The organism is Methanomassiliicoccus sp. (assembly GCA_012719175.1).
GTDB lineage: Archaea > Thermoplasmatota > Thermoplasmata > Methanomassiliicoccales > Methanomassiliicoccaceae > UBA6.
Map to the genome: position 1 here is coordinate 22,880 of JAAYAX010000004.1, position 23,904 is coordinate 46,783.

General features: G+C 57.8%; 19 protein-coding genes. 6 read left to right on the forward strand and 13 right to left on the reverse strand.

Annotated elements, in window-relative coordinates:
- Nucleotides 1-267: 267 nt before the first annotated feature.
- Entirely contained in the window at nt 268-981 is a 714-nt protein-coding gene (locus GXX95_00490) for a class I SAM-dependent methyltransferase (protein ID NLT36624.1), read from the forward strand.
- A 142-nt stretch (nt 982-1,123) separates the two neighbouring features.
- Here GXX95_00490 and GXX95_00495 read toward each other — a convergent pair whose 3' ends face one another.
- The 5 genes from GXX95_00495 to GXX95_00515 form a co-directional block, all read right to left on the reverse strand.
- The gene (locus GXX95_00495; protein NLT36625.1) at nt 1,124-2,254 is read right to left on the reverse strand and encodes a hypothetical protein; all 1,131 of its coding nucleotides are present in this window, start codon (nt 2,252-2,254) and stop codon (nt 1,124-1,126) included.
- A 90-nt stretch (nt 2,255-2,344) separates the two neighbouring features.
- Nucleotides 2,345-2,851, reverse strand: a complete 507-nt coding sequence (locus GXX95_00500; protein NLT36626.1) for a hypothetical protein — start codon at nt 2,849-2,851, stop codon at nt 2,345-2,347.
- A 67-nt stretch (nt 2,852-2,918) separates the two neighbouring features.
- Nucleotides 2,919-3,140: a hypothetical protein gene (locus GXX95_00505; GenBank protein ID NLT36627.1), complete on the reverse strand. Its 222-nt coding sequence runs from the start codon at nt 3,138-3,140 to the stop codon at nt 2,919-2,921.
- Between the two features lie 210 nt (nt 3,141-3,350).
- A complete protein-coding gene (locus tag GXX95_00510; protein NLT36628.1) occupies nt 3,351-6,332 on the reverse strand; it encodes an FtsX-like permease family protein in 2,982 nt (993 codons plus the stop codon).
- Nucleotides 6,319-7,038 carry an ABC transporter ATP-binding protein gene (locus tag GXX95_00515; GenBank protein NLT36629.1) on the reverse strand — a complete coding sequence of 240 codons (720 nt, stop codon included), beginning with the start codon at nt 7,036-7,038 and terminating at the stop codon, nt 6,319-6,321. Before GXX95_00515 ends, GXX95_00510 begins: the two co-directional genes overlap by 14 nt.
- 382 nt (nt 7,039-7,420) lie before the next feature.
- On the opposite strand from GXX95_00515, the gene GXX95_00520 reads away from it, so the two are divergent.
- Complete coding sequence (locus GXX95_00520) at nt 7,421-8,752, forward strand: hypothetical protein (GenBank protein ID NLT36630.1); 1,332 nt, start codon at nt 7,421-7,423, stop codon at nt 8,750-8,752.
- 124 nt (nt 8,753-8,876) lie between these two features.
- Here the strand turns inward: GXX95_00520 and GXX95_00525 are convergent, their stop codons facing one another.
- The gene (locus tag GXX95_00525; GenBank protein NLT36631.1) at nt 8,877-10,505 is read right to left on the reverse strand and encodes a hypothetical protein; all 1,629 of its coding nucleotides are present in this window, start codon (nt 10,503-10,505) and stop codon (nt 8,877-8,879) included.
- Nucleotides 10,506-10,810: 305 nt separating this feature from the next.
- Here GXX95_00525 and GXX95_00530 point away from each other — a divergent pair, with 305 nt between their 5' ends.
- Complete coding sequence (locus GXX95_00530; protein ID NLT36632.1) at nt 10,811-11,317, forward strand: hypothetical protein; 507 nt, start codon at nt 10,811-10,813, stop codon at nt 11,315-11,317.
- A 191-nt stretch (nt 11,318-11,508) separates the two neighbouring features.
- On the forward strand, nt 11,509-12,192 hold the full coding sequence (locus GXX95_00535) for a class I SAM-dependent methyltransferase (GenBank protein NLT36633.1): 684 nt from the start codon (nt 11,509-11,511) through the stop codon (nt 12,190-12,192).
- A 26-nt stretch (nt 12,193-12,218) separates the two neighbouring features.
- Here GXX95_00535 and GXX95_00540 read toward each other — a convergent pair whose 3' ends face one another.
- Entirely contained in the window at nt 12,219-13,043 is an 825-nt protein-coding gene (locus GXX95_00540; protein NLT36634.1) for an alpha/beta hydrolase, read from the reverse strand.
- A gap of 232 nt (nt 13,044-13,275) precedes the next feature.
- Between GXX95_00540 and GXX95_00545 the strand changes: the two genes are divergently transcribed.
- Both GXX95_00545 and GXX95_00550 read left to right on the forward strand, forming a co-directional pair.
- Nucleotides 13,276-14,556, forward strand: coding sequence for a hypothetical protein (locus GXX95_00545; GenBank protein ID NLT36635.1), 1,281 nt, complete (start codon nt 13,276-13,278; stop codon nt 14,554-14,556).
- 166 nt (nt 14,557-14,722) lie between these two features.
- Entirely contained in the window at nt 14,723-15,157 is a 435-nt protein-coding gene (locus GXX95_00550; protein NLT36636.1) for a hypothetical protein, read from the forward strand.
- 89 nt (nt 15,158-15,246) lie between these two features.
- On the opposite strand, the gene GXX95_00555 is transcribed toward GXX95_00550, so the two are convergent.
- The 6 genes from GXX95_00555 to cfbA all read right to left on the reverse strand — a co-directional run bounded on the left by GXX95_00555 (nt 15,247) and on the right by cfbA (nt 23,884).
- Nucleotides 15,247-18,717, reverse strand: a complete 3,471-nt coding sequence (locus tag GXX95_00555; protein ID NLT36637.1) for a PAS domain S-box protein — start codon at nt 18,715-18,717, stop codon at nt 15,247-15,249.
- A gap of 260 nt (nt 18,718-18,977) precedes the next feature.
- Entirely contained in the window at nt 18,978-20,333 is a 1,356-nt protein-coding gene (gene cobB / locus GXX95_00560; protein NLT36638.1) for a hydrogenobyrinic acid a,c-diamide synthase (glutamine-hydrolyzing), read from the reverse strand.
- Nucleotides 20,330-21,109: a P-loop NTPase gene (locus GXX95_00565; GenBank protein ID NLT36639.1), complete on the reverse strand. Its 780-nt coding sequence runs from the start codon at nt 21,107-21,109 to the stop codon at nt 20,330-20,332. The genes cobB and GXX95_00565 overlap by 4 nt, the downstream gene beginning before the upstream one ends.
- The gene (gene cfbD, locus GXX95_00570; GenBank protein ID NLT36640.1) at nt 21,106-22,191 is read right to left on the reverse strand and encodes a Ni-sirohydrochlorin a,c-diamide reductive cyclase catalytic subunit; all 1,086 of its coding nucleotides are present in this window, start codon (nt 22,189-22,191) and stop codon (nt 21,106-21,108) included. Before cfbD ends, GXX95_00565 begins: the two co-directional genes overlap by 4 nt.
- Nucleotides 22,188-23,483 (reverse strand): coenzyme F430 synthase, encoded by a 1,296-nt coding sequence (gene cfbE, locus GXX95_00575; protein ID NLT36641.1) that lies wholly within the window; start codon nt 23,481-23,483, stop codon nt 22,188-22,190. Before cfbE ends, cfbD begins: the two co-directional genes overlap by 4 nt.
- Nucleotides 23,484-23,485: 2 nt before the next feature.
- Nucleotides 23,486-23,884: a sirohydrochlorin nickelochelatase gene (cfbA, locus tag GXX95_00580; protein NLT36642.1), complete on the reverse strand. Its 399-nt coding sequence runs from the start codon at nt 23,882-23,884 to the stop codon at nt 23,486-23,488.
- Nucleotides 23,885-23,904 lie beyond the last annotated feature (20 nt).

The window sequence follows — 23,904 nt, forward strand, 5'->3', positions numbered from 1 at the left end:
TATCCCGGCCTCCGGTGCCATTTCGAATCACCCTTTAGAGATATATGGAAAGTACATCTGAACGTGAAAAACCATGAGACCAGGGGTTATTTATCTTTCGAGGTAATTGTCTAACAATGAGACGGACCTACGTAGATAGATGCCCTTCTGGATGCTATATGGAACCTAGATTCGATAATAGCCGGAACTAATCGCTTGATATGATGATGTTTATCGATTCATTCCAGGGAGAGAACGGATTAATGAGACAACAGCGAAGATGATAAAATGGATGAGCAGGGAAGGAGGATGGCCGAGATAAGATCGAACTTCTCAAAGAGCTCGGGAGAATATGATCAGTGGATTAGGAAGGTGATACCCCGATACGATGAGATGCTGGATGTCATCATCAACTGTGTGCGGCTCCCGGAGGGAAGGAGGTTACGGGCCATAGACATCGGCTGCGGTACCGGAACCCTGTCCGCGAAGCTTCTGGCGTCCCATCCCGCAGTGGAGCTGACCTGTCTGGACATGACAGAGGACATGCTGAACATGGCGAGGGAGAGGCTCAAAGGACACAATGGCGTCAGGTATCTTCTTCACAATCTTTATGAATTTGAGTACGATGGACCTTACGACCTGATCATCTCTTCCCTGGCCCTGCACCATATGGTCACCGATGAGGACAAGATCGATCAGTACCGTAGGATCTTCCAGGCGCTCTCTTCTGGAGGTTCGTTCTTCAATGCCGACGTGGTTCTCGCCTCCGATGAAAGGACGCAGGAACTCTATATGGAAAAATGGGCTGATTTCATGTATCATGGACTCCCACGGGAGGAGGTCGACGGCTCGGTCCTACCCCGCTATCACCGGGAGGACTCTCCGGCCAGACTAACAGATCATCTTAAGTGGATGAAGGATGCTGGCTTTTCGAAGGTGGACGTGATCTGGAAGTACTACAATTTCACGGTGTACGGTGGAATGAAGCCTTCTGCCCATTAATGCTCCCAGTCGGGAGGAGGGTCTGATGACACCGGCCGTGCTGAAAAAATATCCTGGTCCTGGACAGACCGGTGAAGATCAGGGATCTCCCCATGCTTGGTGAGAAGGAGAACCGTGAACAGATGTCCAGGAAGTGGGGCCGTCAATGCACGTGGGTCAGTGCCTCTTCGTCAAGAACGACGCTTAGATTAGGACCCACGACATACACTGGCCAGTAACCAAAGAAGTTGTGCTCGAAAAGATCGTAGATCACGATGCTGTAGAAGCTGGTCTCCGCATGATCAAGTATGTCGCAGCTAATGGTATCGGAACCGGTGTCACGGGCGAGAGAGAGGGCCTCCTCAACCGGAGCCAGGGCGTTCACTCTGATACTATCGATCCGATCGTTCAGCAGTGTGCGCGACATCCTCCTTCCGGAGATTGACTGAAGATGGCGCATAAGCACGATCTCGGCGATGAAGACCACGACAAGTATCAGGAGGTCAGAATCCACATTGATCTTCATGAAGGTCAACAGCTCCTCCCAGGTGCCACCGGGGAAGAGGATTGCACCTATGAACAGGAGCCCAAAGATGGCAAAGAAAAGGCCCACTATGGCGATGACGAACAGCACGGCCGTTATGCTCTCCCTGCGGGCGCTCTCGAACCTTCCTTTGAACCTGCGGGCAGTGCGAGCGAGCCCCCTCTCCTGAGGTTCCAGCACCACGAGTAGAATGAAGAAAAGCAGTATGACGATCATCTGCAGGATGAGATTGATGGCGCTCACCGGGTCGCTCCCGGGGGCGATGAAGCCGTAGTACCCTCCGAACAAGATGCCTGACCCGAACAGCACGAAAAAGCTCGGAGCCAGAGGGACCATCCCGCTGAGGAACATGGTGATGAGGATCTCCAAGCCCAGGACCTTCTTCTTCTTGACGATGTTCAGGAACGGGTCTTTGACCGTTCGTAGGGACAGATATTCCTTGCCCCATCCTTCCTGGTGCACGGTGCCCTTGGTGGTGGGGACGAACCAGATGATGAAGTTGAAGCTGTACAGGAGGAAGGCGACCAGGGCCCAGAAGAGGAAACCAATGGGATAGATTACGACGATGACCGCGGCCATCGCTAGTATGAGCAGGGAAATGACCCATCCCAATGCCTCGCCCCAGCGTGGCTCGTTCACGTCTGACAGCATCCGCTCCTCCCTGTGGACCTCATCTATGACCTCACGGCAGAACCTCTCTGCTTCCTCCAGGGTGCAATCGGACGCCTCAGCGAGCGTCCCTATGGCCATGTCAGGGTGTATCGCTCGATGATATTTACATGCCTTTCCTTGCAGCTGTCTTCTCGGCCCGTTCCACTCTGCTTTTTCAGGCAATGATGCTCAGCAGCCGCTCATGAAGGGCCACATCATTCTTAGAAAACTTACGATGGTGGCCACATTAGCACCGGAATTGATCAGCTGGTCCGATATACCCCACAGCTTACGCCGGGTACCGACCTTGTTGGCTTTACCCGTGCGGATATCGTCCAGCAAGGACCGGAGCTCCTCCCGAAGCTCACAGATCTCCTCCTCGAACTTGAGCTCGAGATCAGAGACACGCGACTCCAGCGCCTCGATGGTGAGGGCGAGCTCATCGTAATCGATGCCCGGGCCATAGGGGAGGTCGAGGGCATCGTATCCGGAGTCGGTGATGATGACCCTTCCTCCTACGATGTCCACATACCCCAGGCGCCTCAGCCTGGCGATGGTCGCTATGCATGCCTCCTGGTCCCTGCCCATGAGCTGACCGAGCTCATGCAGCCTGACACGCCGGCCTGATCCCTGCCGGGAGGTCCTAAGGAACATATCCTTCAGGAACAGGGACGCTTCCTTCTCCACTTCCATCATCTTCCAATATCCTCCATTGCACCTAAGTTCTCCATCCTCGAGGGGTAGCATCTGCGCTCATGTTACCTCACCGGCGGCACGCTCCGCAGGTCCCGCATCCATCCCTGGACGGCAACCCCCGGTTCTCTTGGCGGCCTGGGGTAAGTCCCCCTCCCTCCTTGCTGATGGTATGCAGCGCGGCCTCCACCATGAACAGCGCTGGGCATTGTTCCCGGTGTTCCGCCCCTACCTCATCCTCGATCCAGTTCTTCAGGATCGTCCAGTACGTCTCCAAGTGCTCTCCGTCCATGCTATCACATAATCCTTACCGGACGCGGGAGTTAAATGAGTGACAGGGAGAGGTGCCCGAAAAACGAAAAGCCAAAGGGACGGTTTCCACAAGAGGGTCGAGAAACGACTGGGAGAAATGAAATCGCCGAGACGTGAGCATGCCCCGTGAGAGCTGTCTCCGGTCCGAAAGTACCCTCCAAGTTCCGGCGTGCACCTTACGTCTTTGTGCTCACTCGAACCTCAGCACCTCGGCCGGAGATATCTTGCTCGCGCCCCTGGCTGCAGGGAAAACACTGAGCAGGGTCGCCAGGAACGCACCGATGCCGACGACGATGATCTCCACCCACGGAATGACGAAGTCGTAGCCCAGCTCCTCGAAGGCCTCCAGGTACACGGTGTAGCCGATGGATATGCCCAGAAGGGTACCTATCACGATGCCCAGGAAGGAAATAAAGGAAGATTCCAGGGCGAAGTTGGTCACCACCATCCTCTTCGTATAACCGATGGCTCGCATCATGCCGATCTCCAGGCGTCTCTCCCTGATGGAGCGGACGGTGATGATGCCCAGGCCGGTCACGCCTATAATGAGGCCTAGGCCGAGGAAGGCCCGGAACAGAGTGAACACTCCATTTATCTGCTGGACGATCTCCTTGGCGACGGTGTCTATGGGTATGGTCTGCATCCCATAGGCCAGGAACTCCCTCTCCAGAAGAGCGGCCTGCTTGTCCACGTCCAGTCCATCCTGGACATTGATGAGGTACACTCCCGCGTTGGTGATGTTGAGACTATCCCGCATGAACACATGGCTGACGAAGAGGCCAGTGAGGACGGGCTGCTTCATCACCCCCACCACCGTGAAGGAGTAGCTGCCGTTGGATGTGGTCATGGTGATCACATCCCCGATATCCGCCTGTGGCCCGGCTGTGAAATCGCTCATCTCGGTGCTGAGCATACTGCCGTCCACAATGACCAGGCTAGTATTGTCCAACACACCGTTCCACACCTCGTCCTCGGTTGGAAACCGCTCCTTGTCCCAGTCTGCCAGCCAATAATTGCCTTCAGTATAGATGCGGCTGTCGAAACCCAGGATGTTGTAGACCGTCTCGTTCATCACCAGATTTCCTGAGGAGTCCGTAGTGGACGTCTTCAGCAGGCCGCTACCCGTTTGCATGGAGACCACGTTGGTTATGTTCTCCCCATTGATGAACGAGGTAGAAGCATTGGTCCGCTCCCACAGGTCCCCATCCAGAGGCGTGAGGGGGTTGGTGGTGGCGATTATGTCATAACCCCCCGAGGTCTCCGCGGCCAGCTTTGGTATGCCCACGTCCAGAATTGCTGACACCACGGACAGGGTGGTGATCGTGAATATGACCAGTCCGAATATGAAGATGGTGAGGGCAGTGCGGAACTTCGACTTTAGGGGGTAGGAGATCGCGGTCTTCACCACTGCCCTGTAGGCCTTCTTGACGCGCAGGACCTTGGTGAAGAACCAGATGATCTCGTCGGAGTTGAACATCACCAGTATCAAGGCTGCGGTAACCATGAAGATCCCCGCGACCACGAACAGCTCGATGAAGCCGGAGTAGGGGAAGATGGAGAACGGCAGGGGGAGCCATATGAAGAGCGTGGCCACGCCCGCGATGTTCCACGCGATCCTGTCGCCCACGGCCTTGCGCAGCAGGAAGCCCAGGGACATGGTCGCGCAGGAAAGACCGGTCATACTGAAGAGCTGTGACTCCAGCATTATGCCGACAGCCATGAGGACCGCGCCGAGGGCGAAGAGCATAAGCCCCATTATCCAGCCTTTGCGGTCCTCACGCGAGAGAGGCGGCTCCGGGATGTTCCTGACCGCCCTGACGATGTTGAGATGGGATATCCTGCGGGTGGTGATGTACACTACCAGGAGGGTAAGGATGAACCCGATGAGGTAGGATAAGGCCAGTGAGATCGGGGTGAAGGTGAAGTAGTCGGCCAGGGGCAGGTCGCCCAGGTCGATGCTGGCCGCTGCCATGTTCACCAGGACATATGCAAGAAATAGTCCCACCAGGGTCCCTATGCCTGCTGCCAGAGCCGCGTACAGCATGCCCTCATAGGAGAAGACCCGGACCAGTTGCGACCGCTTCATGCCCACGGCGCGCGAGATCCCTATCTCGCTCTTGCGCTCCTCCCCCAGCATGGTGAATATGTTGACGATGAGGGCGATCCCGGCAATGATGGAGAACGATCCCAGGAGGAAGAACAGGCTGGTGTAGGTGGCCATGTTGTCCAGGCCCTCATCGATGATCTTCTGCCTGTCCAAGGTTATCGTGAGACCTTCTTCCTGGTAGTTCTGGAGGGTGGTGTTTAGGTTCTCCCGGGCACGTTCGAAATCCCCCTCCCCTTTCTCCGCCAAGGACAGGAAGAGGATGTTCTTGTGATCGGGACTGCCGGCCAGGTCCTGAGAGGTGGCCAGGTCGAGATAGGTTTGCGGTTTCAGGCCATAGCTTCCCAGGCCCTCATACAGGACTACGCGCTGCACCACTACGTCGATCGTTATGTAGCCGTTAAGCAGCGTGAGGTGATCTCCGATCTTGGCGTCCATCTCCGTGGCCAACTTCTCGTTTATATAGGCCTCCCCTTCCCCGGGAAGCTCCCTGATCCGCTCTCCGTTTATGTCCTTGAGCTCGTACGAGGTCAGGAGGCTGTCCGTTAGGCCCATGTAACCGGCCCCGGCGTCCGAGAGCTGGGTCTCGTTGTCCAGAACTCCGGCGGAGGACCACACGAAGGATTCCACGATCTGGACGTTCTCAATGCTTCTAAGGTCCTCCTCCAGCTCTCCGACCAGAGTGGAGTTTAACATGACGTTGCCCAGTTCGCCTGGCGCCTCAATAACGAAATCGGCTCCCCCGCTGCCCTTGGTGGTGTCGCCGATTATCATGTTGTCAAGGGTGTCCCCCACGATGAAGGAAGCGGAGATGATGGCCGTCCCTACCATGAGGCCGCAGATGACCAGCACGGTAGTGCCTTTCCTCCTGAGGATATTGCGGCTTCCGATGATCAAGAGGATGCGGTTCCTCATAGCGTCCAGAAAGATGAACGCTACCACCAGCACGATGCCTACCAGAAGCGCGTAGGGTGTTGGCAGCATAAGCAAGGCGACGACGAATAGGGCGATGAGGATGAGCGAGATGAGTACCGTACTTGATCGCACCAAGGCCTCACCCCATTTCATCTATTTCCTGCGTTATCCTGTCGACGCTCCCGTTATCGCTGACCACCAGTCCGTCCCGCATGTGAATGATGCGGTCACACCTCGCGCCCACCTCGGGGTCGTGCGTCACGATGACGAAGGTCTGCTTGTTCTCCTGGTTGAGCTGCCGTAGAAGGGCTACGATATCGTTAGCTGTTTTCTTGTCAAGGTCACCGGTAGGCTCGTCGGCGAACACTATAGCAGGGTCGTTCACGAGCGCGCGGGCGATCGCCACCCTCTGTCTCTCACCGCCGGACAGGGAGGACGGGCGCTGTAGGGACCTTTCGCTCAAGCCTACCCTGTCCAGGAGCTTCAGGGCCCTCTCGTTGGCCTCCTCCCTCTTGGTCCCGCTGATGAGCAGGGGCAGCTCCACGTTCTCGGTGGCCGATAGGACCGGCAGCAGATTATAGAACTGGAACACGAACCCCATCCGAACTGCGCGGAGCTCGCTCTTCTCGTCGTCGTCCAGCGCTGTGATGTCCTTCTCCTCGACGAGGACCTCACCGGAGGTGACGTCATCTAGCCCGGACAGGCAGTTCAGCAGGGTGGTCTTGCCGCATCCTGACGGCCCCATGATGGCTACCATCTCACCCTTCTCGATCTCCAGCGTGATGCCCTTCAAGGCCTCGACGCGGACGTCGCCCGTCACATAGGTTTTGGTCAGTCCCTGACAACTTATAATGGACACAGGACACCCCGTCTGTCCGTGGTTGATATGTCCAAGACCCTATAAAGTCTGTCGAGGGAGTGAAGGCAACGAGCATGCAGGTATTTCATTCGAGCTGTGCTTGATTCGCCCCAATTAGCGTCCTTCAAATACTCACCATCCTTTCCTTCAAAGACCGAAGGGGCCAAAGGCTCATTGAAGCAGCATCCTCCCAGGATCAATAATATTAGGGAGGCTTAGGCGTGACAGGTTTTTATTATCATTCAAACATGACCATCCTGGTCCACATTATGCGGGATCACATTTGTGGAGGGTGCGTGGCATTCTGAGAAGAAGTGCTCCGAAGGGAGATGCAGATGTAGATCGGCCGGAGAGACTTCCTTCCACATCCCTTGATAGGTTCATGAGCCTGGGAAATGACTTCATGGATAGCCAGGCCCGCATCCTGGTCTACTTCCACGGTCATGTGGATGAGGGCAGGCTGGAAGAAGCGGTGCGCCTCACGCTTGTGGCCTGCCCGTGGCTGGCATACCGGTACGTCGATGATAGGCACCGACCTTGCTGGCAACGTGTGGAAGAGGGGGAGTGGAGCCAGTTCTTGGACATGGCCGTCTGCCCCCTCACCGATCCCCGTTTCTATCAGTTCATCAACGAACCGCTGCTGACGGATAGCGCTCCCCAGGTAAGGGTGGGTCTGTTCCGCGGGGAAGATGATGTCCTGTGCATAAGGTCCAACCACATGGCCTTGGACGGAGGAGGTGCGGTTAACTACCTCTCCCTCCTGGCCTCCACATATAAGGAGCTGGGGAAGGACACGCGGCATTCCTCCATTAAGGTCACCGCAGATCGTCCGGGCCCCCTTCAGGTACTCAGGGAGGTGGGCGTTCTCAACGCCATCAGGGCCTTGCCCCACATCGATCTGCCCGGGAGGCCCTGGGGGGTCCCGCGGACCGGCGACGATGATGCCCGGGGGGTCTACACGGTGACGCAGCTCAGTCCCGAGAGGCTGAACGCCGTTCGCGAATACGCCAGGGTGAGAAAGGTAACGGTCAACGACGTTCTGTTGGCGAGCTTTTACCGCTCCCTCTTCGAGGTCTGCGCACCACCGGCGGGAGCGAGGCTGATGGTGGAGGTCCCCGTGAACCTCCGTAAATACCTTCCCCGCTCGCAGACGGATGTGCCCAGCGACCTCTCCGCTGTGTACCTCGTTAACATCGAGCGTGTGGAAAACGAAACCTATGAGCAGACCTTGGACAGGGTGCACCGGCAGCTGAGCAAAAAGAAGAGCAACAGGGTGGAGCTGGCGGAACTGGTGCTGCTGGAGCTGTTCATGTTCCCAGGCCCCTGGTTACTGAAGAAGTTGAAGGAAATTGTAGGCTTCAAGGCCGCCCATCCTGTCCTATCCAACTTGGGCGAGGTCAATACGAGGAGCGCGGACTTTGGAGGCCCTGAGGTGAAGGACGTCCATTTCATCGGTCCGCTCCTGTACCCCCCGAACATCGGAGTAGGCATCTACACCTTCCGCGGACGGCTCAACGTCAGCCTGAACTATCCTTGCTCGGCGGTGGACGAACGGACCATGGAGCGCTTCCTTGACCTTTTCCTGAAGGAAATACCAGGGCCGGCCGAAGTGCCGTCCAGTACTGAACTGGATATGGAGGGGGACAATGAAAAGAAGGCAGAACGTACCGTCACATCGGAGAAGGTGGTATGCATCTGTCCTCCTCCAACCTGATATCCGGCGAACGCTCCGTGCCGCCGTCCCGGTCCCCATGAGGTGCCCTCCAATGATCCATTATCGTCTCACGATTATGATGAGCGCTCCTGCGGACGTTGACGGCTGACGTTTTTCGGCGTGCTCAGGAACGGGTATGGGAGAACTTTTCGTTCATGACACGGGCGAACTCCTCCTCACCGGACATGACGTAGATGTGCTTGGGCTTCAGCTGTCCATAGGAGCGTCCCTCCCGGATGCGCCTGTCGATCTCGGCCTGTATCGCATCGTATGCGCTCGAGGGCAGGATGATGACCTCCAGCTTCCCCAGGTCGTTCGCGGTCTGGAACGAGTGGGGGATGTCCGAACGCTCCTCGGTCAAACGCTTGACGATCTCCGCCTTGAACTTCCTGACATCCGCAGGTTCCCTTTCCGGGACCACCACCACGGCCAGCCGTGCGGGCGAGCCCTTTATGTTGTACATCTCCCACCACCGGACATTGCTGGACTTGTGGAGGGCCTCGTTGACATAGCGGGAGTAGAACTTCATCCCCAGGAAGTTTCCGGACTCGTCCTGGGCATCGAAGTCCAAGGTCTCCACTGAACGGCCCAGGACGCGTATGAGCGGTAGACGGAACGTTACCTCGCCGCCATTTGCCTGATATCTGATCTCATGCGCAGGGTCCAGGACCTGTATCACATCGCCGGTGGGATAGCGGACGAGCGGAAGGCACTGCCCTGGACGGGTGATGACGAGCTCGCCCACCATCCCTTCCTTCCAGTCAGGCCACATCACGCCCTTGACCTGATGCCGGGGGTCGGCCTTTCCCTTGTGCACTTCCTCCGGGGAGGCTATCTCCGGTATGATGGTGTTTATGATCATGCTCAGACCGTTGACCGATGGGTCGATCTGGGCGGCCATGATGGGGTTCTCCGTGCTCCCGTAGAAGTCGTAGATGCGAAGCTGCGGGTAGCACTTTCTCAGCTCACCCATATAGGGGTTTAGCGGCTCCGCGTACGATATGGCGGTGCTGGCATGGAGCGTCGTCTCCTTTAGGGAGTCCAGGTCCACCCCCCTCAAGTACACCTTGCTGACAAGCTTCGCCAACAGCCGGGGAAGATGGTAGGATCTCACCGCCTTGTCCTCCACCAGGCCGCTCAGGAACCCCGGCTCATGGCTCATGCGCCCGATAAGGTACAGTATCAGCGCTGGGCTTGCCAGGATCTCGATGTCGCTCTCGGAGGAGGCACGGCGGAGAGCATTGATAAGGTCCTTATCGTCCTTGAGGAGCGTGGAGAAAGAGCCCCTCATGTCCATGAACTCCCCTACTTTGGTAAGGAAATAACCCGAGACGTCAGGCAACGGCCCTCCCAGGTTCCAGGCCTTCCGGCCGGGATCGATGCCGATGATGCGGGAGACCATGGCATACTCTTCCACGATCCGCTGAACATCCTCTTTGCCGTAGTAAAAGCGTTTCGGCCTGCCGGTGGAGCCGGAGGTGTGGAACGCCTGCTCCACAGGCGCCAGTAGAACATTGTCGACTCCTTCACGCTCGGTGCATTCCAAGATATGCTCGTATGAGGTGAGGGGCAATTCGCCCAGCTCTTCCAGCGAGGATACGGGCGTGATGCGATCAGCATAGATGGGCGACCTTAAAGCACTGGTCGTGATAACTCTGAGAAGGTCCTCATGCCTCGTCCTGTACAGCTCATAAGGAACGGCCAACTGCCGTACGACCTCACTGTCAAGGCGAGGTCCGATCGCATCTGCCATAGGATGACATTGAATGTCGTTCTATATATTATTAATTATTTTGAATAAAGAGTATTAACACCCCGCTATCCATGGGGACATCTTATGGCTTCACTTCTGATCGATGCGAACAATATCAATACCCAAAATATCGGGAGAGCTGACGTACGCTCCCGGGGCTGTTTTCCCTGCATATGCTTATTTTCCAATTGATGCATTCTTGATTACCGATGGATGTTGACGGGAGAGCGGGAACGACAGGGACACCACCCCCTGATGCACGGCCTAACGGTTCCATGTCCACAAGGAGGTGGAGCAGAAGAAGGATGGGTGTGGTGATCGCGGTCGTCGTGGTGGTCGTGATCGTCCTGATGGCCTGGGCATTCAGCTCTCCCCTCAAGGGTATAATCGCCCAGGCCTACCTTCATAATGGCGACTACATCCTCTACGAGGTCGAGGGCGATACGCTCCTGGGCGAGGTGACCGGTATAGTAAGGATCGACATATCCAACGTGACCATCGATGGATTTACCGCAACGATGACCTCCTCGGGCGTGCCCTTCCTGGATGACACTTCGTACGATTATTCCTGGGACGATCCCGTGTGGGGAGATATGAACCTGGGGTCCAAGGTCAACACCACTGAGGTCTCGACGCCCTGGGGTCAGAAGGCAGTAGATGTGTACATTGCTGATAACAGCAGCGGCAAGATAACCACGTATCTAGGGACAAACCCACAGGTGGTCTATCGTCTGGAGGTCGATGCGTTCCTGTACGCGCTCACAGCGGAGATCTCTGATACCAACATAGGGATGATCAAGAGCGGGAACTGATGAGCATGGAGGAACACGGAGTCCGTATTCTTTCACGAGCACAATGAGACCATACAGAAGTGAGCTCGTTCCTATGGGGCAGAAGAGATAGATTCGGAGAACCGAAAGAAAAGATCGGAGCTCCTCATGCTCTCTTATGCTGTTGCTGCGGGCAACTTGTTATTATCTCCAATGTCCGTGCAAAAAAGGAGATGAGAACCGGGAACAGCACTCCCCACCTCCCTGAGGACTACGATGCTCAGGTGATTAGGACCATACCACATTATGAGACGATTCACGGGGAGGTCATCGATCTCATCCTCTCCCTCCGGTGCCCACCGAAGGTGTGGCTGGACACAGGCTGCGGGACCGGGGCCATGGTAAAGCGGGCATTGAGGGTCATACCCGATACCCAGTTCGTACTGGTCGATCCCTCACCGACGATGCTGGAGCAGGCAAGAACGAGGCTTGCCCCCGAGCCTAGGGTCCGCTTCCTTGAACCGTGCCGGACCCAGGACCTCCTGAGAAAGGTCGATGAGGCCCCGGATGTCATCACTGCCGTGCAGTGCCATCACTATCTTTCCCGTGAGGAGCGGGCCGCGGCCGTCCAGGTGTGCTATGACCTCCTGACCAAGGGAGGGATATTCATCACCTTCGAGAACATAAGGCCGTTCACGGATGTGGGCACGGAGATTGGCAAAAGGAAGTGGGGGCGGTTCCAGGTGGCCAATGGCAGGGTGGAGGCAGAGGTCGAGGCCCACCTCGCGAGGTTCGACACGGAGTACTTCCCTATCACGGTCGTGGAGCACCTTGAACTCCTCAGGAGGTCGGGCTTCAGGGCGGTGGAGCTACTGTGGTACTCTAACATGCAAGCTGGCCTCTACGGCGTGAAGTGATATGCGATCGATAGCAGCCGTGATGTTCATCCGCCCGTCTTCCTGGACTCACCTGTCTGCTGCTCCAAGCCTTGAGCGAGGAAATCGAGAACCAGCTGAACCACCAGCTCTGGGGCCGTTATGACCGCTTCATGTCGCTGCCCAGGCAGCAACGAGACGAGGTTGTTGGGCAAACAGGCGTGCACCGCCTCGATAGCCGCCTTGTAGAACGGAGTACTGTCCTCACCCAGCATAAGGAGTGTTGGAACCATCATGCTTTCGAAGCGGCGGGGGTCGAGCTTGTATCCCCGGGCACTGAAGAACTCTCGAGGCATGGTCGGTGCCGAGAGCAAGCGGGAGCGCCAGTTTGGTTGAGAGCGAAGCAACTCAACCTCCTCCGGCGGAGCATCTGCCAGTTCATATACCATCATCACGGCCTCCTCGTTCCTACCCTCCTCGAGGTAAGAGTAGTACCTGTCTGGGGCGTCTGGAGGGTAAGGGATATCGATGTGGGTGTAGATCGGCGGTTCATACAACACCATCCTGCGGATCCTATCGGTCAGCAGGGACGCTTCCAGGGAGCACAATGCCCCGTATGAATGGCCCAGCACGTTCACCGGCCCGCCGAGGTGGTCCACCACCGCAGCGACGTCCTCAAACTCGCGCTGGATCGAGTATGGCAGAGTGTCCCCGCTCTCCCCCCGCCCCCTCCTATCCATGACGGTGACGGTGAAGCACCTCTCGAGCATCGTTCTCACAGGCTCCCAGTAAGTGCGGTCGATCCCGGTCCCGTGGACGAGGATCAGCGGCGGTCCCTCACCACCCGATTCACAGAATATGGGAGTGCCGTCCTTGGAGATGATACGCTCCATACTATCATACCATAATAAAAATGGCATCTTCACCTACTTGACACCTGTTGGTGCTATTGGAGAGAACATTTAGGACATCATCAGACCGCAGCGATCTTAACAAACGGCAACAGGGTCATTTCGGGGAGGAGGGACGCGCCATGAATGAGCACCGTTCATGAGAACGTGGCTTCAGCGAGGCACATGTCATTAATATCCGCTTGCGCGTGAGGTGGTTCTGCTGGATCGTGAAATGGACTCTGAACTTATAAGGGAATTCTATGCCGGGCACCTGCCTGACCTGTCCCGCATTACGGATGTCAACAAGAGACATTTTCGCCTTCTCCTTCCTAATGGCAGGTTCTTCAAGGTCAAGGACGTCATCCGCACGCCTCAGGACCTCCAGCGGTGGCTTATCAGATTGAAACCCTTGGACGTGTACTACTCGACCTCGACATACCTTAACCCTACCTCGGTATCTCCACGGCCCAGGTCTGCCGCCGAGTATTGGGGCCCCGGTAACATCATCCTCGGGAACGATGTGGCCTTCGACCTGGACCGGCGACCTCTGTCCATATTGAACCTGGAGAGGGCCCGCAGGGATGCGGTCCGTCTCCTCGACCTCATGCTGGATAGTGAATACCACCCGAAGTACGCCGCGTTCAGTGGTAGCAAGGGCTTCCATCTCGTTCTCTCTGACCGGGATCCGGAGATGGAAGCGGACCATCGATCGAGGGAGAAGGCGATCATCGAACGGAGGAAGGCCTTGGTGGAAATGGTGTCACAGAGAGGGATCCAGACCGATACCTCTGTAACTGTGGACACGAGGAGGATCATCCGTCTTCCAGGGACCCTGAACTCCAAGACCGGGTACTGCTGCCAGATCCTCACGCTCGAGCAGCTTCGAACTCCAGTGGCGGAATGGCTGGACGATATAGAAAGGATCAAAGAGCATAGAGTGATTCCGAGGTTCGGGTGGAAGCCACTGTCAGGCCACAGGCCCGCCAGGACAGCACCTCAGCCTGACATTGCGGTCGGAGCGGGGTATACCACCTTCATCACCAGTTCCGTCCTGGGGACCAAGGGCCGCCACGCAGTGTTGCTGACCCTCCCCAAGGGTATGTTGGAAAGCGTCACCATGAGATTGGCGCGGGCCCAGCAGGAGTACGATCTGACGGACATCTACATCTTCGAGCTGCCGCGATCCTACCAGGTGATCTGCCTCAAGACTGTGCAGCGGAACCGTTATCAGAAGATCCTGGACTCGGTACGCTCACCTTCGGCGGGCCAGCTCAGGAGGTACGAACGGGTCTCCCTGAGAATGGGTCCGCTCATCGACCAGAACATGCGCGAGCTGGAGCCCTCAGCAAGGTTCGTGACCTTCCTGGAATGCCCTGAGGTCATCAGGGAACGCACCTTTGTGAGCCGTGGCCATATCGATTTCCTGGAGAAGCACGGGTTCACCACGATGGTGCATCCGAAGGTGCATGGTAGCGGGGAGTTCAAGCTGGTCGATGCCGAGGTCCGCCTGTGAAGGAGTCATAACCCACGATTAGTTTTTTATGTCCCGGCTCCGATACACAGCCGCACTCCACCTGATTCCTTCGGGAAGATGATGCGGACATTCGTCTACGAGTACTACCTCGGGCGGCTGAACGGGAGTGGTTCTCCGCCCTACCTTTCATCTTCAGAGGTCAGACATGGGACTGTTCAAGGGTCTTCTAGGTAAGGATGAAGCGGACGGGCGCGGGAAGGCACCACCGCTCAAGCTTGGTCCCCAGTACCAACGCCTGAACAGATGGATCGAGTCAAGGATAGGTCCTATGGATCCAGCCGACCCCAATCTACGAACGAGGTTAGATAACCTCCTGAGCAAGGAGATGAGGAACTTTCCATCCGCTAAGGGTTCTTTGACGTTCACGAAGGTCGGTAATGACACCATTGTTAGGGGGGACACCAGGCCGTTCAAGGGGCGTCTTCGCAGCCTCGGACTCGCCTATGACGGAAAGAACAAGCAGTGGGTGGCCAAGAACCGAACCGTCACCGAGGCTGACCTCGATGTTCCCAGCGAGCTTGCTGGCCTAAAGAAGTACATTGAGTCCATACCCTATAGGGCGCAGTTCGGGGAAAAATGAAGTAGGGCAGATCGTCCGTTCGATCGACATTGATGAGATGTTCTCTTCCTCATGCTGTGCATAGGTCACTAAGCAATGATGGATGGCGATTAGGAGGTGGCTCCATCGAGCCCGCCGTTGGTCTTCAACGTCCTGGAAATGGTATCCTCCAGCTCCTTCAGAGTATATGGTTTGGGCATGACCTCGACGAAGCCGAAGGCCCTATAGTTGCTCATTACCGGATCGTTGCTGTACCCGCTAGATACAATTACGCGGGCCCGTGGATCAAATTGAAGCAGGCGGGATACCGCCTCCTTGCCCCCCATGCCCTCGGGAATGGTCAGGTCCATGATCACCGCATCGAAAGGCGTCCCGTTCCTTTTCGCCTCTATGTACTTCTTCAGGGCCTCGGCCCCGTCGTGAGAACTTGAGGCCTCGTGCCCCAGCATGTGAAGCATCTCGCTGGCCACCTCCAGGATCATGTCCTCATCGTCCATGATCAGGACCCGCGCCTCATGGGGCCATTCACCGCAGGCTTCGACGGTAGAAGCTTCCTCCTGAGAGTGCACGCAGCTGCTTGCAGGAAGGTAGATATGGAAGGAGGTGCCGACACCCAACTTCGATTCCACAGTGATGTCCCCATCATGCTGTTTGATGATGGAGTGGGTCACTGCCAGGCTCATTCCTGACCTTCCCTGCTTGGTGCTGAAGAACGGTTCGAAGAGATGGGTGAGGTTGGACTCCTCTATGCCCAATCCCTCATCTCTGATGAGCAGGTGCAAGTATTTCCCGTCTGGCATTCCCTCATGGTCCAGGTGGACGTTCTCAATGGAGATGTATAGATTCCCTCCGCCGGGCATGGATTCATGAGCGTTCTGGACAACGCACGAGAGGGCTTGCTTCATCTGCCGGTTGTCCACATCCACGGTCATCAGGTCACCGGGGATGGACTTGTGAACCTCTATCGATGAGGGTAGGGACGCCTCCTTCAGAACCTCATCCACCAGGGTCGAGATCTGAATGGGGCGCTTCACCGGTCCTCCTCCGCTGGAGAACGTGAGAAGCTGGCCGGCAAGCCCCTTAGCCCTCTCCAGGACGTTCGCGGACTCCTCCAAACGGGCCCTCATCTCCCCCATGCTCAATCCATCATGCCTCATGACCTCATGGTGGCCCATGAGGATGGTGAGAACGTTGTTGAAATCATGAGCGATGCCACCGGCCAATATGCCCAACGACTTGAGCCTCTCCACCCTCTCCATCTCGTTCTCTAGCCTCTTCTCGGTGCTGACATCGTGCAGGACCACAATGGCCCCGATGACCTCACCCTTCCCATAGATGGGCGCGGCGGACTCGTTTATCAACATATCCCCCGAGATCGCTGAAGGAAGTACCTGCCTATAGTAGGTGAAGGGGGACTTCGTTCTCACTGCCCTCTCCACCGCGCTGATGACGCCCTCCTGGTCCCTTTGAGCGGGGAAGAGCTCTTCCAGCGAGCTGCCGAGGGCTTGACCGCGGCTCAATCCCAGCATGTCCTCCGCGGTCCTGTTCATGAGCAGGATGTGGTGCGAGGAATCCACAACCAGCACTCCATCGGTGATGGTGTTCAGGGTAACGTCTAGCCTGTCCCTCTCCAAGCGCAGCGCGCTTTCCGCCGCCTTCCTCTCAGAGATGTCCCTGTTGATCATGAGGAAGGCCTGCTGACCCTCATATTGCACAGGGCGTGCGCTGGCCTCAGAGATCATGTGGGTGCCGTCCTTGGCGATGCTAGTGACCTCTATGCAAATGCTGCCTTCGCGGAACAATGTGGCGATGGCCTGGGGGATCCTCTCCGCTGTCTCTGCGGTTACCAGGGACATGATGTTGGCCCCCAGCAGCTCCTCCCGCGACTTCTTCAGCCTCTCGCAGCCTTGAGGGTTGACCTCGACGATGTTCCCTTCCCTGGAGAGGATGAACATGGAGTCCCCGGCATTATTGAACAGGGTGCGAAACTTCTCTTCGCTTATCCTTATGGTCTCGTCGGCGATCTTCTTGTCAAAGGCCTGACCGAAGACGTTGGAGAAAGTTTCCAGGATGCGGACCTCCTCCTCCACCCACAAGCGCTCCCTGGTCACGGACTCTAGGACCACCAAGCCTTGTGGGCTGTCGGCCCACACCAGGGGGTATCCCAAAAAGGAGCGGGTGCCCTGCGATTCCAGGACCTTGCGTTCATTCGTGGCCTTAAGAGGGAGGTCATGAACGCGAGGGATGTTGATGACCTCTTGGGCCTGAATCTTTGCCCTGGACCAGGGGATGTGGTCACAGGGTATCTCTTGCAGCTCCCGAACGGGAGATGATATCCCTGGTGCACACCAGGACTGGACGACGCCGATGGTGGTACGGTCCTTGGAGTACTGTAGGAGATAGGCCCGGTCCACCTTGACAAGCCCCCCCAATGACGACAACGCTTCCTGCACCACACCCGGGATCTTCTCAGGAGTTATGGAGATCAGCCTCGAGGACACGGTGGCGAAAGCTGATACCACTCTCATCCGCATCCTTTGCTCCTCCTCCATCCTCATCCTGTTGGTCACGTCCCTGATGATGTACAAACAGCTCAGGTTCTTTCCCGACCTCGTGTATATGTTCGATCTCTGAACATCGAAGAAGCGCCCTTCGAATAGTTCCAGCTCAGTATATTCTTGATAGGTCATCCTGCCCTGGCGCTCTTTCACATCGACATTGAGACCGGGGATCAGATCACTGATGTGCTTTCCGATGTTATCGGACAAGCTTACCACGCCTAGTATGCTCCCCATCGCCGGGTTGAGGTAAAGTATCTGATTGAACTCATCGGCGATGAGCACCCCATCCTTCAGGGTGTGAACGGTACCATCGAAGGTGAACGGCAGCATCCTGAACATCTCGAAGCCGAACGTACCAATGAACAAGAGGATGCTGCTGAGGAGGATACCAGTGATGATCATGACCTCCGCCGGTATGTACTGCCACAATGGGAACAGCAGCGTCATGCTCATAAGCGGCAGGAGAACGGCCAGCTCCATGATCATGGTCCTCCTCTTCAGGGCCAACCCCACCTTGCGGTAGTTGGCGTACAGGACGCCAGCGGCGATGATCATGGTGCTGAACACGTATGTCACGTACATGTAGTACACCGGTCCGCGCTCAGCTTCAAATGAGCGTACCGGGTCCTGTAGAAGGGTCACATTCGTGTAGTGCAGGCCGTGAAGGGGGTTTGTTGCCACCAGGATGAAGATAAGGGTGCCAATTCCAAGCAACGGCATGATGTACCTTTTTGACAACCACTTCTCCTTTTGGGCGATGAAAAGGGAGAATATGAGGACCAATGTGGGGGAGAATATGTGGCCGAAATATTCCACGATGTTCCAGTATAACCGCTCATCTAGCGTTGCTGAGGATATCTCAAAAATGAAGCCTATAAGGATAACGAGGACACAGCCCAGCATGACGACGAAGACATACCGGCTACGCTGGTGGCTCACCCTCCAGACGATGATCAGAAGGGCTAGGGTGAGAAGGCCCACTATTACGGTATACATCGTAACGAGAGAGACCGCGTCCACTACTTCACCACCGTATAAAAAATCAGCAGACAGATATAATAAACCGGAGTAGCACATTATCAATTTCGGTTTCTATATTTTTTTAATGCATATACTAAACCCATGGCACCTCAGAACGGCAGGCGATAATCAAAATGAAAAAGGCGAAAACTGTTAGCGTCTCTCATTCTGGGTAAATGGTTCTAAGGAGTCCAAGTTCCCGGGCGGTAGCATTCGAGGTAGGATCCGACGGTCAGGGAGGTGTTCAGAGCGGTCAAGAGCTACGATCTCGACGCCGAGCGGACCATAGCTCTGCCCCAGGAAGGGTTCGCCAGGGCATGCTGATGCATGTAGGTGCCCATGGACCTTCTTAACATGATGCCGTCCATGGAGTGACCAATCCCTGTACCACGTTGTATCGAGAAACCGTAGGGGCCTGAAGGTATGGGCTCGAGGCGAGAGTAATGGAACTCGTGAGCCCGGAGGTCCAATCCCGGGAAGAGAAAGTTATCGGCGGTCCCCCGCGCCCTCACATATGCCAGGCCTTGGCGGTCCGCGGTAAGGACGGCACGGGCATCAAAGATGCCTGCCATGCGTCTAAGCTTGCCGAAGGCGTCGATGGAACGGCACATCACCATCATGCCCCCGCACTCGCCGTACACGAGGGCACCCTGCTCCGACATCTGCCTCAATCCCTCAAGGAAGTCGCTGTTGCCCTCCAGGAGCTCGGCATGTACCTCAGGGTAGCCGCCGCCGAGGTACACTGCGTCGCAGTCCGGTAGCCGCTCGCCCTCGGTGGGGCTGAAGAACAGGAGCCTCGCCCCCGCGGCCTCCAGCGATTCCAGATTCTCCGGGTAATAGAAACAGAATGACTGGTCCCTAGGGACAGCGACCCTCACCTCCTGGGCGACGTCGTTCTGGTATGGCGATCCCTTGTCCAGCTCGATCTCCGGGGCGGAACCCGCTATCTCCAGGATACGTTCCACATCGATCTCCGCCACCAGGTCCTCGAGGTCCCGTAACAATGCCCTGGTGTCCTCTCCCCCGTCCACCGTCATCAGTCCCAGGTGCCTCTCCGGCAGGCTCTCCCGACGCCTCTCGATCGTTCCCATGATCTCCGTACCGGTGAGCGATTCCACTGCCTCCACCGCCTTTCGCCTATGCCTGTCCCCGCCCACGTTGTTGAGTATCACCCCAGCGATGTTCACCGTCCGGTCGAGCATCTTGAAGCCCAGCACGTGCGCGGCGGCGCTCTTGGCGAGGCTCCGGGCGTTGATCACCAGGATGACCGGCGCCTGCAGGAACTTCGCGATTTCCGCCGTGGATCCCGTGTCCCCGGTCGCGGTGAGCCCATCGTACAGGCCTCTGACCCCCTCCACGACCGCCAGGTCCGCGTCCCTGCTCGACCACCCGAAAAGGTTGAGCAGGGTACCCTTCTCCATGAAGTAGGAGTCCAAATTCCGTGACGAACGGCCGGTGGCCGCTGTGTGGTACATGGGGTCGATGAAGTCGGGACCCACCTTGTACCCCTGCACCTTGCGCCCCCTCGACAGCCGGGACATGAGGCCAGTGGTGATGGCCGTCTTCCCTACTCCGCTGCCTGAGCCAGCGATCACAACCCGGGGCGGAGCGGTCATGTCATCTCCCGCAGGATAGCGCGGATCTCCTCGGGGTCCAGGGGACGGGGGACGCTCAGCTCGCGGTTCCCCAGCACCGCCTGGCCCAGGCGCCGGTAGGCGTCCGCTTGCATGTCCTGCGGCGCCCCCTCTATGACGGTGACCCCCCTGTTCTCGCACTCCCTGACCACCGGGCTGCGCGGAATAAAGCCGATGAGCCGGGAGCCGATCCGTCCAGCGTACTCGGCCACGGCCTCCTCCTCCCTTAGTACGTCCCGGGAATTGCATATGATCCCGCCCAGGGCCACATTGAGGTTCGCCAGACCCCTGGCGATGTTGTTCGCCGCGTACAGGGCAAGGTACTCACCGCTGGTAACGATGTAGACCTCATTGGCGTACCTCTCCCGCAGGGGGGCGGCGAAGCCCCCACATACGACATCGCCAGGCACGTCATAGATCAGGACGTCTTCCTCCTGCCGGAAGTGGTCCTGGGCCAGCTTCTGGACCGCCACGATGATCCCCCGTCCCGCGCACCCCACCCCGGCCAGGGGACCGCCGGTCTCCACGCACCTCACTCCCCCAAAGCCCGTGAACACCACCTCCTGGCCCCCTGTCCTCATCTGCTCCAGGAAGGTGGGTATGCTCCTCCCCTGAAGCAGGGTCATGCTCCCGTCGGACTTGGGATCGCACCCGATGTACCAGGTGCGCAGACCCGCCTCCGCGAAGGATGCCGCCAAGTTCGCGGAGATGGTGGACTTGCCTATGCCCCCCTTCCCGTAGATGGCCATCTGTCTCATGCCCATCCCCCGTCCACGATCTCCCTGATGGTGTTGCCCAGCTCACTGTGCAGCACCCTGCTCGTGCTCATGACATCGGCGTGAGTGTTGACCTCCCCCACCGACAGTGGGAACCCTTGCTCTATGTAGTTGCGAAGCTCCCGGGGCTGGTCGGTGACCAGGACGTCCTCCCTCCGTAGTCCGGGCACCGCATGGGGCAGGCCGGTGATGACGCGTAGGTCCGCACCGCACTCGCCCAGGGCCCGGGCCGCTGCCTCTCCGGCCACCGGGTACTCGTCCAGGCCTCCGGTGAGGACAACATCCACCACTCCCGATCCCTTGAGGTCCCTAAGAATGTTGGTGGCGTAACGGCGGATGCGAGGCAGGCCTATGTCTGGATCTAGGTTAGCTATGTGGATCACCTCCCCCCCGACCTTATCACGTGCGTACTGCACCGCCCGCATGGTATCGGCGAATCCGTAGGCCGTCTCTTTCTTTGCGTTCAGGGCCACCGCCACCCTCTCCCCCTCACGCAGGGCTTCCACAATCCTCAGCGCTACTGACATCTTCGTCGCCCCCGGATGGGGCTCGAGGTACTCCTTGCTGGTAAGCCCCCGCTCTCGCTCGATCTGTGTAGCCCTCAGCAGCATGCTCCTCTGCCGGTCCCTCTCCTTGAAGGTGATCACCCCTCTCTCCGCAGCTACCTCCAGGGTGCGTATGGCCCCGGAGGTGTTGGGGCCCGAGCAGCCGTGCACATCAATGGGCAGGACCGTGGCGCTCAACCCCGCCTTCTTGACCGAGCCATCGAGGTTCTCGCCTATGATCATGGATGCGCAGGTGCCCACCACCCCCATGAGGCGGGGGTGGAACATCTCATCCACGTTCCGGAGTATCCTTATAAGCTTCTCCTCGGCCCCGAAGATGAGGTCGTTCTCCTGCATGCCCGTAGTCATGACCCTCACCCCCGCCTCCTCCAGCCTGCGGGAGGCCATGAAGCCGCAGCCCGCTGGACCGTGCATCACGATGATGTCCGTGTCCAGGTCCCTGAGCGTGTACATGGCCGCGATGATGGGGTTGGGGCGGGGATGGAGCACGTCCTTCAGAGGTACCCCTCCTTGATGCAGTGTACTAAAACCTCATGCTTCCCCATGACGTCCCCCGGCCCATCGATGCGACGGTAGCTGCTGGACTCCCGTGTCAGGCCGGGCATATTGATGACATACAGCCCCGTCACCGAGGGGTGCCTCAAGAGCACCTTGTGGACATCCTCCATGTTTAGCTTCTCGCATATCTTCACGTTGACGGGATCGATGGCCACGCCGATGTCCGTTTGCGAGTAGTAATGCTCTAGCACATTGATGTTCCAGTCGATGGACCCCGCGCTGACCCCGGGGTTGCGCTCGCGTATGAGGAATCTGCCTCTCTCTCGCGTCACGTCCGCCCGGCCGGGGACCCCGTTGAAGGTGGCCAGGGAACTCACGGCCCTCTCCATGTCCACGCCCATCGCCAGGGCGGCCGCCAATCCGCTGGCCAGGGCGGTGGAGTAGCTTGGCGCCAGCAGGCTGCCGGGGAGCCTGATGACAGACCCTCTCCCGTTCCATCGCACAGTGAGCGATGCTCCCTTACCCAGCTCCAGACGCCCTGGGAGCGATATCTCCAAGTCACCTCCATCCCCGAAGGTGATTATGCGCGCGGAGGATGGTGCATGGGGGGCCCACATCTGCCTCTCTGGCTCGGGACAGACCAGCACCTTGGCGGTGGAGGCCATGTGTACCTTTCCATCGAAGGCGCTCCTGGTACCCCCCGCTATGGAGTAGTTGTCGTCGAGCCCAGTTATGACCGACACATCGGCTAGGCCCGTGCCCCCCAGGCTCACCTCGAACACCCCCACGTCCGCTTTTGGATGCTCCAGGGACAGGGCGAGTATGGAGGGTGGGGCTATGCTCACCTTATCACAATGCCTGACATGACGCTGGGCGTCCATCGTGCACAGCCCCCTGCTGGTGTGTAGAAGGACCTTTGAGCCGCTGAAGGCCAGGATGTGGGCGAGGACGTGACATGCCGACGTCTTGCCCCTGGCCCCGGTGACCTCCACCGTCGGTATGGAGAACTCAGCCAGTTCGCCCACAGCCTGGTGAGCGGTAATCCGCCTATCCAGAGTGGCCTGGCCTATGAAGCGGTCTGGGCAGTGGATGGGCACCACCCCCAGGTCGAAGTTCTCAGGCGGAGCCTTGATCAGGACGCGGATGCCCGCACGCGTCAGACCGTCCTTCTTCTCAGCGGAAGCGGTACCGTATATGTCCACGGCGGTGACGCTATCGCCGCGGGACGCGAACACCTGGGCCAGGACCTCCCCACCATGGGTGAGGTCCAGCACCAGGACCTTCTCGCTCATGTTTAAGCCCGCTGCATCCGAGCCCTGGTCCTATCGGCCAGGATCTGGGCGACGCGCTCATCGTCCCCTATGGGATCGCAGCAGCGGAGGGTGATGTCCTTGCCGTCCACGTTCATCTTCGCCTCGCTCTCTCCCTTTTTGAGGCCGATCTCCCCGGGTATGTCCTCGGTGAGATGGATACCAGACGCGAGGAAGCATGGCTGGACATATATTATGTTCACGCCCATGGCCACCAGCTCCCTTATGCCGGTCTTTATGTCCGGTTCGTTCAGCTGCATGAAGGCCGCCGTTACCGGCCCGAACTCCTGCAAGGAAGCCATCCTCTCTGCGGCATTGACCACCAGGTCTCTGTTGTGCTGCAGCTTGCTACCATGCCCTACTACAAGTACTCCGTTCTTCATCTTCGAAATCCCCTTGTCAT